11 protein-coding genes are annotated in these 11,427 nt (G+C 72.9%); 5 read left to right on the top strand and 6 right to left on the bottom strand.

Annotation, left to right across the window (positions count from 1 at the left end):
- Window positions 1–192: 192 nt before the first annotated feature.
- Both G6R24_RS02120 and G6R24_RS02115 read left to right on the top strand, forming a co-directional pair.
- Window positions 193–1,539: a phosphoribosyltransferase family protein gene (locus G6R24_RS02120; protein ID WP_163547480.1), complete on the top strand. Its 1,347-nt coding sequence runs from the start codon at window positions 193–195 to the stop codon at window positions 1,537–1,539.
- Between the two features lie 139 nt (window positions 1,540–1,678).
- Entirely contained in the window at window positions 1,679–2,515 is an 837-nt protein-coding gene (locus tag G6R24_RS02115; protein WP_163547474.1) for a CBS domain-containing protein, read from the top strand.
- Here G6R24_RS02115 and G6R24_RS02110 read toward each other — a convergent pair whose 3' ends face one another.
- From G6R24_RS02110 to G6R24_RS02100, 3 genes are read right to left on the bottom strand one after another with little or no spacing between them, the layout of a single operon-like run.
- On the bottom strand, window positions 2,516–3,295 hold the full coding sequence (locus tag G6R24_RS02110) for an ABC transporter ATP-binding protein (protein ID WP_163547473.1): 780 nt from the start codon (window positions 3,293–3,295) through the stop codon (window positions 2,516–2,518).
- Complete coding sequence (locus G6R24_RS02105; RefSeq protein WP_163547472.1) at window positions 3,292–4,314, bottom strand: ABC transporter permease; 1,023 nt, start codon at window positions 4,312–4,314, stop codon at window positions 3,292–3,294. Before G6R24_RS02105 ends, G6R24_RS02110 begins: the two co-directional genes overlap by 4 nt.
- 39 nt (window positions 4,315–4,353) lie before the next feature.
- On the bottom strand, window positions 4,354–4,761 hold the full coding sequence (locus G6R24_RS02100) for a TOBE domain-containing protein (RefSeq protein WP_163547471.1): 408 nt from the start codon (window positions 4,759–4,761) through the stop codon (window positions 4,354–4,356).
- A gap of 179 nt (window positions 4,762–4,940) precedes the next feature.
- Here G6R24_RS02100 and G6R24_RS02095 point away from each other — a divergent pair, with 179 nt between their 5' ends.
- Window positions 4,941–5,450, top strand: coding sequence for an NUDIX domain-containing protein (locus G6R24_RS02095; protein WP_225438024.1), 510 nt, complete (start codon window positions 4,941–4,943; stop codon window positions 5,448–5,450).
- Between the two features lie 180 nt (window positions 5,451–5,630).
- Window positions 5,631–6,107: a hypothetical protein gene (locus tag G6R24_RS02090; protein WP_338083879.1), complete on the top strand. Its 477-nt coding sequence runs from the start codon at window positions 5,631–5,633 to the stop codon at window positions 6,105–6,107.
- A 19-nt stretch (window positions 6,108–6,126) separates the two neighbouring features.
- Here G6R24_RS02090 and G6R24_RS02085 read toward each other — a convergent pair whose 3' ends face one another.
- The 3 genes from G6R24_RS02085 to G6R24_RS02075 all read right to left on the bottom strand — a co-directional run bounded on the left by G6R24_RS02085 (window position 6,127) and on the right by G6R24_RS02075 (window position 9,555).
- The gene (locus G6R24_RS02085) at window positions 6,127–7,566 is read right to left on the bottom strand and encodes a hypothetical protein (RefSeq protein ID WP_163547468.1); all 1,440 of its coding nucleotides are present in this window, start codon (window positions 7,564–7,566) and stop codon (window positions 6,127–6,129) included.
- Window positions 7,563–8,606, bottom strand: a complete 1,044-nt coding sequence (locus tag G6R24_RS02080) for a protein kinase family protein (protein ID WP_163547467.1) — start codon at window positions 8,604–8,606, stop codon at window positions 7,563–7,565. The genes G6R24_RS02085 and G6R24_RS02080 overlap by 4 nt, the downstream gene beginning before the upstream one ends.
- Before the next feature lie 124 nt (window positions 8,607–8,730).
- Window positions 8,731–9,555, bottom strand: a complete 825-nt coding sequence (locus G6R24_RS02075; RefSeq protein ID WP_225438023.1) for a TetR/AcrR family transcriptional regulator — start codon at window positions 9,553–9,555, stop codon at window positions 8,731–8,733.
- Between the two features lie 351 nt (window positions 9,556–9,906).
- On the opposite strand from G6R24_RS02075, the gene G6R24_RS02070 reads away from it, so the two are divergent.
- On the top strand, window positions 9,907–11,415 hold the full coding sequence (locus G6R24_RS02070; RefSeq protein ID WP_163547466.1) for an MFS transporter: 1,509 nt from the start codon (window positions 9,907–9,909) through the stop codon (window positions 11,413–11,415).
- Window positions 11,416–11,427 lie beyond the last annotated feature (12 nt).

Below are 11,427 nucleotides of genomic sequence, written 5' to 3'. Positions count from 1 at the left end.
ACCAGACAAGTAGGACGGATTTGCGCTAACGGCCTGGCCTGGTCGACGCGATCCGGACGTCGCCGGCAACCGGATGGTCCGAACGGGCGAGACAAGCAGCCGCCCCGTGGGATCGGCGATAGTCACAAGAGGGAAGGCAGATAACGGGGGGTGACGATTCGGCGGGTGGCGGCGGAGGAGGGTGCGGTGACCATGAGCGTCGACAACGGGAGTTTCGCGGATCGTCGGGACGCCGGACGTCAGCTCGCGGCCCGGCTGCGGCACCTGCGGGGGCACGACATCGTCGTGGTGGCGCTGCCCAGGGGTGGCGTGCCGGTCGGGTTCGAGGTGGCACGGGCACTCGGCGCACCGCTGGACGTCCTACTCGTGCGCAAGATCGGGGTGCCGCGGCAACCCGAACTGGCGATGGGCGCGATCGCCGAGGGCGGTATCCGGGTGGTCAACGACGAGACGGTCTGGCTGGCCCAGGTGGACCAGGCGCAGTTCGCCCAGGTGGAGGCCGAGGAACTGGCGGAGCTGGAACGCCGCGGCCACCTCTTCCGGCAGGGACGTCCCCGGATCGGGCTGTCCGGGCGGATGGCCCTCGTCGTCGACGACGGGATCGCCACCGGTGCCACCGCCCGCGCCGCCTGCCGGGCGCTGCGGGCGGCCGGGGCGCAGCGGATCGTCCTGGCCACCCCGGTGATCGCCCGCGACCGCGTCGACCAGCTGCGGGCGGACGCCGACGAGGTAATCTGGGCGCACGCTCCCCAGGAGTTCGTCGGGGTCGGACAGTTCTACGCCGACTTCACCCAGACCTCCGACGAGGAGGTCGTCGACCTGCTCCGGCAGGCGTCCACGACGGGCCCGTCCGGGTGGGCGACGGATGTGGAGATCACGCTCGCGGACGTCCGGCTGCCGGGCCGGCTGGCGCTGCCACCGTCGCCGCGCGCGGTGGTGGTGCTCGTGCCCGGCAGTGGCTCTGGGCGTGACAGCCCACGTGGGCGGTATGTCGCCGAGGTCCTCACCGCCGCGGGCCTGGCCACCCTCCTGCTCGACCTGGCCGTCCCCGCGTCGCCGGTTCTCCCGTCGACCCCGCAGGACCAGGACTTCGATCTGGCGCTGCTCGCCGGTCGGCTGACCGCGGTCGACGCGTGGCTCGCCGCGCGACCGGAGACGTCCGGGCTCCCGCTGGGACTGTTCGGCGCGAGCACCGGAGCCGCGGTCGCCCTGGCCGCCGCCGCCGAACCCGCCAGTCGCGTGCGTGCCATCGTCTCCCGCGGCGGCCGGCCGGACCTCGCCTGGACGCGGCTGCCCGCCGTGCGCGTACCAACCCTGCTGATCGTCGGCGAACAGGACACGCGGGTGCTCGAGTGGAACCGTTGGGCGCGGCAGCGCCTCACCGGCTGCGTCCACCGACTCGACCTCGTCCCCACCGCGACGCACCTGTTCAGCGAGCCGGGCACGCTCGCCCAGGCCGCACGACTCGCCCGCGACTGGTTCCTCGACGCCTTCCCCGACGCCCCCGATGGCGAGGCCGAGGCGGGCGCGGATCGGTGATCGACCACGGGACGAGCGTCCATCGAGATGCGTGCCGTGTGTTGTCGTGCGACTACGTGTTGGAATCGGGGGAAGGACGTGGACGTGGCCGCGTGGCCGGTTCGCGCGGTGTGTAGAGCCCGATCGGAGGGGGAGACAGATGGTCTACGTCGGCTCGATGATCAGCAGGCCGCCGGTGACCGTGCCGCGGACCACCACGATCGGCCAGGCCGCGCGGGAGATGGCCCGCACGGGGGTCGGTGCCCTGCTGGTGGTCGACAACGATCGGCTCGTCGGCATCGTCACGGACCGCGACGTCGTGATCCGGGGGGTGGCTCGGGGGGTCGGGGCCGACGGCCGCATCGACGCGTTGATGACCACCGATGTGATCACGATCCCGGCCGGGATGGGCGTCGAACGTGCCTACGAGATCTTCCACGACCATGCCCTGCGGCGGCTGCCGGTCCTCGACGGGCGGCGCGTCGTCGGCATCGTCACCGTGGACGACCTGCTGATCCGCAGCGAGCGGCAGATGGCCGACCTGGTCCACGCGGTGCACGACGAGACGTTCGCACCGCACCGCGAACCAGCATCCCCCGTCGTGACCAGCCATCCCGTGGGACGGGCCGGGCCGGGCCTGGCAGTGGGCGGCCACGCCGCCCGTCGAGCGGCGATGGTCGCTGGCCCGAATGGGGGGCCCGTGGAGACGGCGTCGATGGTCCGGGTCTCCGGGTCACCGGTGTTTCCACGGCGGACCGGGATGCTGCGGGCGCGCCCGGGCGACACGCTGATCATCCACAGTCATGTGCCGCGGACGGCGGATCGGTCGGGGCAGGTCTGCGCCGCCCGCTCGGACAGCGGTGACCCGCCGTTCGCCGTGCGCTGGAGCGACACCGGAGCCGTCAGCTTCGTGTTCCCGGGCCCGGACGCCGAGGTCCGCCACCGGCCAGGGCAAGCAGCGCAACGGCCCCGGGTGGCGGCCGGCGCCGACGGGTGATCAGACGGCCGGGGCGATCTGGTGGCCGCCGGCCAGGGCGATCGTGCGGTCGGCGAGGACCTCGGCGTCCATGGGATCGTGCGTGACGATCAGGACCGGCGCGGACAGCGTCGGCAGGACGCCGCGTAGGAACGTTCGGACCTCGGTGCGCGTCGAGGTGTCCAGCGCCGACAGCGGCTCGTCGAGAAGCAGCAGCCGTGGCCGGGTGACGAGCGCCCGGGCGAGTGCCACCCGTTGGGCCTGCCCGCCGGAGAGCGCGGCGGGTCGACGGTCGGCCAGGTCGCCCACGCCGAAACGGGTCAGCCACGACTCGGCCTCCGTCCGGGAGCCGCGCCGTCCCTGACGCAGGCGGGAACGCAGGCCGAACGCGACGTTGTCGCGGGCCCGCAGGTGCGGAAACAGAAGATAGTCCTGGAACACGACACCGACCGGTCGTTCCTCGCACGGCACGAAGCGGCGTTCCCGCGGGTCGTCGAGCACCTGGCCGGCGAGCGTGATGCGTCCGGCGTCCAGGGGGAGCAGACCGGCGAGCGCGCGCAGCAACGTGCTCTTGCCCGCGCCGCTGCGGCCCAGGACTGCCACCACCTCACCCCGCGCGACGCGCACCTCGACGTCCAGGAGGAACGTCCCGCGGCGCACGACGATCCGCGCGTCCAGACCATCGCCCTCGCCGACGCCACCCGTAGCGTCCGCCCCACCAGCGGCCGCGCCAGCCTCGCCGGGGGTGGGGGGTCTCGTCGGGTCGGTGGGCGCGTTCGCCTCCGGACGGGCTGTGCTCATCGTGGTCCCCCTGAACCGTCCGAGTGGGTGTCACCGCCGCCCTCGGCAGCCGTGATCATGGATGTGTCGGCGGTGGCGGTGGCGGTGGCGGGTGGGTCGGTGCGGCCGGCCCGCAGACGCGTGATCAACCGGGTGCCGGGCAGCCACCGGGCGCGCAGCGCCACCAGGACCGTGACGCAGACCGCCAACAGCACGAGGGAAAGGGCGATCGCCGCGTCCGGGTCGGTCTCGAGCGCCAGGTAGACGGCCAGCGGCATCGTCTGGGTGGTGCCGGGGAAGTTACCGGCGAAGGTGATCGTCGCCCCGAACTCGCCGAGGGCGCGGGCCCAGCACAGGGCGGTGCCGGCGGCGACCGCGGGCGCCACGAGCGGGACGGTCACCCGGCGGAACGTCGTCCAGTAATCGGCGCCGAGGGTAGCGGCGGCATCCTCGAAGCGGCGGTCGGAGCTGTTGAGCGCGCCTTCGACCGAGACGATGAGGAACGGCATCGCCACGAACGTCTGCGCGACCACCACGCCGTTGGTGGAGAACGGCAGGGTGAAACCGAACCAGCTCTCCAGCGACTCGCCGACCAGCCCGCGCCGCCCCAGCACCAGCAGCAGCGAGACACCGCCGACCACCGGCGGCAGCACCAGCGGCAGCGTGACCAGCGCCCGCAGCAGGGTATGACCCGGAAACCGGGTGCGGGCCAGCAGCCAGGCCAGCGGAACGCCGAACACCAGCGACAACACCGTCGACTCGGTGGACGTGCGCAACGACAGCAACAGCGCCTGGCGGACGCTCTTCTCGCTCAGCAGATGCGCCAGCCCCGTCCACGGCGCGCGGATCAGCAGGCCGACCAGCGGCAGCAGCAGGAACAGCACCGCGATCGAACCCGGCAGCCACAGCACCCACGGCACCCGTTTGCGGGTCTCCCGCCGCTGACCGGACCGGCGGGCCGGATGCGGCCCGTCGGAGCCCGCCGGCTCGCCGGTCTGCGCCGGCGGGCCGGACCACGACAGGGAGGCGTCAGTCGTCATCGCCGGCGAGGTGCCTTTCTCGAGTCCGAGGCGAGGTGGTCAGCGGCGGTCGGGCATCTCGATGACGACGTTGGTGGACTTCACCGCCCCGACCGCGAGCACACCGGGCTCGAGACCAAGCTCGTCGGCGGCCTCGCGGCTCATCAGGGACACCAGCCGATGCGGCCCGGCCTGGATCTCGACCTGGGCCATGACCGTGTCGCGGGTCACCCGGGTGATGATTCCCGGGAAGCGGTTGCGGGCCGACTCCGCCACGACGGGAATGGACGCGCTAGCCTGTTCACCAGCCATGTCCTTGGCGAACTCGGCCAGGTTGGTGCCCTCCACCGCCCGACGACCCCCGTCGTCCAGGACGGTGGGCAGGCGGCCGCTGTCCGCCCAGCGGCGGACGGTGTCGTCGCTGACACCGAGCAGGGCTGCTGCCTCGCTGATCCGAAATCTTGGCATACCTGCGATAGTAACCCCGCAGGTTCGGCTAATTCCGCTTGGTTTACCCGATCTTGCGGTGATTTCCGTCGTGTATCAACCGCTTCTGCGGAGTTCCTATGGCGGTGGATCTGCCCTGCGACGAAACGTTTGCGTTACATTCTACTGACCGTGTGTCGATCTCTGGCCCTGGAGCTGCCGTGACCGATCCCGATCGTCCGTTCGCCGTCGCACCGACCACCCTGGGCGCGCCGCCCGACCGGGGTGCCTCCTCGGGCACACCGACCCGGATCAACGTCCGCGCGCTGCTGGTCGAGGGTGACCGGATCATGCTCACCAACGTGCGCGGCCAGAAGACCTTCCACCTGCCGGGCGGCCCGGTCGAGGCCGGCGAGACAGTCCAGGTCTCCCTGCGTCGTCAACTCGACGAGCAGGCCGACATCGAGGTCAACCACGTGTCGTTCGTCGGCTGCGTGGCCGGAACACGCGTCGAGCGGGGCACCGCCGTCGGTGAACTCGACGTCATCTTCTCCGTCGACCGCTCGTGGGGCGCCGAGTTCGGCAGCCGGCTCGACCATCTGGATGTCATCTCGACCCCACTGAACACCCTCGGCGAGCTGCAACTACAGCCGCAGGCCCTGCGCACGCTGATCCCCGACTGGCTCGCACACGGCCGTCCCGGCTGGCAGGGCGCCCCCGCCATCCGCTGATCACCGGTGTCCCGCGGGACATGCGTCCGGCGTTCCGCGGGACGCGGTTCGGACGACGCTGGGACACGTGAGGCCCACCTCTGTGCTGGTAAGCAGGCACGAGGGGGCAGGCGGGCGAGCTAGATTCGCCGGATGTCCGGGTGCTCCCAGGGGCCCTCGTTGGCCCGGTCCGTCGTCGGCGTGACCGGCCATCGGGGGTTGACCGATGTGCAGAGCCGCTATGTCGACGCGGAGCTGCGGCGGCTGCTCGAGCCGCTCGCGCGGGCGACGCGTGGTTTCGCGGGCATCAGCTGTCTGGCCGACGGTGCCGACACCGTCTTCGCCGACGTCGTGCTCGATCTCGGCGGCCAGCTCATCTCCGTGATCCCCGCCCACGGCTATCGGGATCTTCAGTCAGCCACCCACCTGCGCGACTACGACCGCCTGTTGCGCAGCTCCGCCGAGGTCCGCCGACAGGACCGTCCGGTGCCCGACCCGCCCAGCCTGATGGACGCGAGCCGGCTGCTGGTCGACGCCTCCGACCACCTCATCGCCATCTGGGACGGACAGCCAGCCCGCGGCTACGGCGGGACGGCGGACGTGGTCGCCTACGCCCAGCGGCTGGGCCGCCCGGTACAGGTCGTCTGGCCGGCCGGCGCGGTCCGCCAACCGGCCTGAGCAGCCCCGAACCCAGATCTCAGCGAGGGGTCAACGGGACGATGAGGACCTGAGTCGGGTCCAGCCCCGTGGACGCCTCTGACGACGTGCTCTCCGCCACCCGCGTCCCCGCCGCCGAGCTGGACGTCGCCGCGGGGTCAGCCGTGGTGCCGGGGTCAGCGGTGGTGGCTGTGGTGGTCGGGGTGAGCTCGGTGATCGGCACGGGTCCGGTGGTCGGCAGCGTGTCGGCAGTCGCAGAAGTGTCGGCGGTCGCCGGAGTGTCGGTAGCCGCCGGAGTGTCGGTAGCCGCCGGGGTGTCGGCGGTCGCCGGGGTGCTGGTGGCCGCGGGGGTGTCCGTCGAGGTGGTGACTGTGATCGGGTTCGGCCGGACGCCGGGTTTCGCGGCCGAGCGCGGCACCGCCGGGATGCGTCCCATTGGCCGGGAACCGGCCGCCGGTTGCGTGGGCGTGACGGCGGCCGCCCCAGCCGGGCTGGCGGGCTGGAGCGGCACCACTGGCTGGACCGGGTCGGCGCCCCCCGGTTGGGCCGGGACAGCGGCCGGCTGAGCGGGGGCAGCGGCTGGCTGAGCCGGGGCGGCTGGCTGAGCCGGGGCTGCGGCCGGCTGGGCGGGCGTGGTTGTGACCGGGCTGCTCTGGGCCGTGGTCGGCGGTGCGGCGGGGTCGGCGACCGCCCGCGCGGGGGCGGGGGGCGCCGGTGGCTCCTGGCCGGACTGCTCGGCTGGCGACAGCGGTGTCAGGGGGGTGATCAGCAGGCCGGCCAGCGACGAGGTGTCAAGGTCGATGCCGGGCCCGTCGGCGGTGTCCGCGTCGCCGCTGGGCGCGCTGGCGGCGGCCGGCGGCGTGACGTCGTCCGTCAGATGGAGGGCGTCGAGCGCCCGCTGCGCCGCGGGGAGCTTCAGCGGCTGTCGGACGGACGGAGCCGCGGTCAGCGGCTTCTGGGCGCCGGGTGCGGCCCCGATGGCGGCACCCGCCGGGTCCAGCGCGGTGGTGGCCGGCGGGATCGGCGGGCGGGGAGTCGCTGGGCCGGCCGGTGCGTTCGCCGCGGGGGCCTCGACATGGGTTCCGGCGCCGGCGTCCGGGCTGGTGCCGGGGTGCGGTTGCGAGCCGGGAGTCAGGCCCGCCGTGGACCGGTCGGCAGCGCGGGAGGCGGCCGGCAGATCCGTGGGGTGCGTGTCGTGCTGGGGTGCCTGGGCGCCGGAGGTGACCTCGTCTCCGGTGGCGCCCAGATCGGCGGCGGTTGCCGCGGCCGCCACCGCCGCCACCGCTGTGACGGCCAACGCGGCCATCGGCCGAATCCGGAAGCGACGCGGCTGGCCGGGCTGACCGGACTGACCGGACTCCGGCACCGGTGCGCCGGCCAGGCGCCGCACCCGACGATGCGACGGCGGGGCGTCGGCCGCGGGGCCGTCCACCTCGACGGCCCCGCTGGTGCCGAACGCGGCGATGTCCGCGGCGCTCACCCCGGGGGTGGCACCGCGTCGGCCCGTGGCGCGGCGCGCGGTCGCCTCGGGTGCGGCGCCGGGCAGGGCAGGGGTGGGTGGCAGCCCGGCCAGCGGGGGCAGCGTGAGACCCGCGGGGCGGGATCCGGCGCGGATGCCGGCCCAGCGGTGGCGGGCCGTGGACCGCGGCGGCGTCCCGCGGGACGCGCGGGGCGGGCGCCGGCGAGCAGGGCGAGTAGCTCGGCGGTGTCGGGCAGGGAGCCGCCGTCGGCGAGCCGGACCCGGGCCAGCGCGCGACGCACCCCCGGACTGGTCAGCTCGCTCGCGTCGGCCCCGGCCTGCTCGCGGCGCCAACCGCCACGCCCGCCGGCCTGCCCCACCACGCTGGACGGACGCCCGGTGGCGGCCAGGTCGACGATGCCGGCCCAGGCGACGACGTCGGCCGCGGGACCGTCCCAACCGCCCGCGGCAGGCCCGTAGCCGTACCCCGGCACATACGTGCTGTCGGCGGCCGGCACGCCTGCCCTGGCCGCGGCCGTCACCAGCAACGGCCGTAGGGCCGCGGCGACCCCCAGGTCGACCAGGCGGGGGCCGACGACCGAGAGCACGATGTCGGCGGCCGTCAGATCACCGAGCGGGCCGACGCTGCGGTGCGCCGCCTCGATCGTCGTCAGCAGGCTGCGGGCGAGGCGATCGATCTCCTCGGGAGACAGCGGGCCACGCTCGGCCAGTTCACGGGCGAGGGTGGGCCCGCCGACGTACTCGGCCACGAGGTAGGGCCGCTCGGCGCCGGGCGCGGCATCGAGAACACCGCAGGTGTGCGGGCCGGCGATCACACGGGCTCGATCGACCGCGGCGGCGAAACGGGCCCGCATGTCGTCGCGCGGCGCGTCCCCGGGATGCAGCGAGCGGACGGCCACCTGCGCGCCGCCAGGTGCCCGAGCCAGGTGGATGACACCGGTGATGCCCACGTCAACCCGCCCAAGGAGCTGGTACGGCCCGAGCATGGTCGGCTCGCCCGTGGCGAGTGGGGCCACGTGGCGCGGAAGACGAACGGTCATGTGGGCTGCCCCGGGTGCGACGCGTGGCTCGCCGACGGCGACGGACCTCTCTGACGGTAGCCACTCAGGTGGTGTCCGTGAAGGGTGCTACGCCCGCTTCTTCAGTCTTCTACTGTGTTGCCGCTCATTGTTCACACGTGCCGCTGGCGTTCCCGGTGTTCTTCCCCTCGTCCTCCCGGACGTCCGGGTGCGCCGCCTCGATGCCGTCCAGGAGCCAACCCAGCGCCTGTTCGAAACGCGGCACCATCACCAGGCATCCGTTTCTCCACAGGGTGCGTAGCCGGGGGAGTTCCTCGCCGTCGTCGAGGGTGCCGAAGTCGGGCTCGAGCAGCTGGCCGTCGACCGTGGGATCACTCCAGCCCGCCGTGGTGGTCTGCAGCACGCTCGCCTCCCGCAGGGTGCAGCCGACGACAAGGTCGTTCACCGAGTGCAGGATGCGCTGCTGCTCCAGCGGATCATCGGTGAGTCGTGAGACGACGCCCAGATACTGTTCGATGAAGCGCAGCTTGTTGGGCCCGCGGGACGACCGGATGATCACTTGCAGTGTCCAGGGATGGCGCTGGTAGGACTCCCGCATGCGGCGCGCGATCGCGGTGAGGCCGCCGCGCCAGTCGGCCGGGACCTCGGCGAGCAGGCTCTCGCCCATGAACTCGTCCCACATGACGTCGAGCAGCTCGTCCTTGTCCCGGACGTGGTAGTACAGCGTCATCGTCCCGACACCGAGGTGGGTGGCGAGCCGGCGCATCGACACGGCGGCCAGGCCCTCCGCGTCCGCGATCTCGATCGCAGCCCGGGCCAGCCGCGGGGGGTTCAGCTTCGAGCGGCAGGTGCCGCCAGCGGCACGCCGCTCGACCTGCGTGCCGGACTCCGCCACCGGTGGCCGCGCGACGACGGGCCGGACAACCGCAGGTGAGGCGGCCGCCTTCGCCGCCGTGCCCATACGGGACATTGCCTGGTCACCTCCGACCACAACCGATCACGACCTTCGAGCGCAACCCAGGGAGCGCAACCCAGAGTCAGACAAGCGTTTTGCCGTTCGTACATCGTACGGCGTAGAGTGGGACCACGTCGCTCGTACGCTGTACGACTGCGGGTGGGTGTGATCCACGCATGTGTCCGCCCGGCCGCGTGGCTGAGCGGACGCACGGCCGAGGAGAACCGCGGCTGACCGGAGCCGTGGCTGACCTGAACCGCGGCCGAACGCAACCGCGGCCGAACGGGCCTGCGGCTGAGTCGGGCCGGGGCGCACGGGAGCGGCGGAGAGAACAAGAGAACAGCGGACGGGGAGGGAGGGACGTTGATGGATGCACATTCGGAGACCGCTCCAACGGGGGCGGTCGCAGCGCCACGGGCCTCGTGGGCGATCCTGGCGGTCTGTTGCCTGGCCCAGTTCATGGTCGTGCTCGACATCTCGATCGTGAACATCGCCCTGCCATCGATGCAGGACGATCTTGGAATGTCGGCGGGCGGGCTGCAGTGGGTGGTCAATGCCTACACCCTGGCCTTCGCCGGGCTGCTGCTGTTCGGCGGCCGGGCCGCCGACCTGTTCGGCCGGCGGCGGGTGTTCATCTTCGGCCTGGCCGTGTTCACACTCGCCAGCCTTGGTGGCGGCTTCGCCCAGAGCGAGGTCCAGCTCATCATCGCGCGGGCGGCCCAGGGCCTCGGCGGTGCGGTGCTGGCACCGGCGACACTCAGCCTTCTGATGACCTCGTTCGCCGAGGGGCGGGAACGCACGCGGGCCCTCGGGGCCTGGGGTGCCACGGCGGCCAGCGGTGGTGCGTTCGGCACGGTGCTCGGCGGTGTGCTCACCGACGTCGCCGACTGGCGCTGGGTGCTGTTCGTCAACGTGCCGATCGGTGTCGTGCTGATCGGCGCCGCGCGGGTGGTGCTGGTCGAGTCGCGTGGCCAGATCAGCCGGCTGCGTGACCTTGACATGCCCGGCACCGTGGCGGTGACCGGCGGTCTGGTCCTGGTGGTCTACGCGATCGTGCGAACCGAGAGCACGTCGTGGACGTCCCCGCTCACCCTGGGCATGCTCGTCGGCGGGCTCGTGCTGCTCGGCGGGTTCGTGGCCATCGAGGCGACCAGCGCGAACCCGCTGGTGCCGCTGGGCATCTTCCGGTTCCCGGGCATCGCGGTGGCGAACATGATCGCGGCCGTGCTGGGGGCCGGCATGTTCGCCGTGCTGTTCTTCCTCACGCTCTACCTGCAGCGGGTGCAGGGCTTCAGTCCGCTGCGCGCCGGGATCGCGATGCTGCCGATGCCGGTCTCGATCATTGTCGCGTCGCAGGTCGTGACCCGGCTGATCGGCCGGACGGGGCCACGCCCGCTCGTTGTCACCGGCGTCGTGATCGGCGCTGCCGGTCAGTTCTGGATGACGGGTATCTCCGCGGACAGCTCCTACTGGGTGGATGTGTTCGGGCCCATCGCGCTGATGGCCCTCGGCATCGGCACGGTGATGGTCGCGATGGTCACCGCCGCCACCTCCGGGGTCCCGATGCACATGGCGGGGCTCGCCTCCGGGCTCATCAACACCGGCCGTCAGATCGGCGCGGCCGTCGGCCTCGCGGTGGTCACCACGCTCGCCGAGGACCGCACCAAATCCCGCGTGAGTCAGGGCGTCGCCCTGCCCGACGCCCTGACCTCCGGCTACTCGCTCGGTCTGCTGATCGCGGCCTGCGTGTTCGTGGTCGGCCTGCCGCTCGCCCTGCTACTGCCGCGTCGCCGTGGCCCGGTCGTCCCGGTGCCCGTGCCGGCCGGCCCGTCCGACGGCGAACCCCTCGTGGTCGCCGAAGGCGCCCAGGCCTGAGTACTCGGCCTG

This window comes from Candidatus Frankia nodulisporulans, from assembly GCF_902806475.1.
Taxonomy (GTDB): Bacteria; Actinomycetota; Actinomycetes; order Frankiales; family Frankiaceae; genus Frankia; species Frankia umida.
This window is presented reverse-complemented; position numbering and strand designations above follow the sequence as displayed.

Bases quoted from the DNA above. Each gene is read 5' to 3' on its own strand.
- G6R24_RS02105 (WP_163547472.1), bottom strand. From the start codon at position 4,314: ATGACGACTGACGCCTCCCTGTCGTGGTCCGGCCCGCCGGCGCAGACC.
- G6R24_RS02120 (WP_163547480.1), top strand. From the start codon at position 193: ATGAGCGTCGACAACGGGAGTTTCGCGGATCGTCGGGACGCCGGACGT.
- G6R24_RS02115 (WP_163547474.1), top strand. From the start codon at position 1,679: ATGGTCTACGTCGGCTCGATGATCAGCAGGCCGCCGGTGACCGTGCCG.
- G6R24_RS02080 (WP_163547467.1), bottom strand. From the start codon at position 8,606: ATGACCGTTCGTCTTCCGCGCCACGTGGCCCCACTCGCCACGGGCGAG.
- G6R24_RS02110 (WP_163547473.1), bottom strand. From the start codon at position 3,295: ATGAGCACAGCCCGTCCGGAGGCGAACGCGCCCACCGACCCGACGAGA.
- G6R24_RS02100 (WP_163547471.1), bottom strand. From the start codon at position 4,761: ATGCCAAGATTTCGGATCAGCGAGGCAGCAGCCCTGCTCGGTGTCAGC.
- G6R24_RS02075 (WP_225438023.1), bottom strand. From the start codon at position 9,555: ATGTCCCGTATGGGCACGGCGGCGAAGGCGGCCGCCTCACCTGCGGTT.
- G6R24_RS02070 (WP_163547466.1), top strand. From the start codon at position 9,907: ATGGATGCACATTCGGAGACCGCTCCAACGGGGGCGGTCGCAGCGCCA.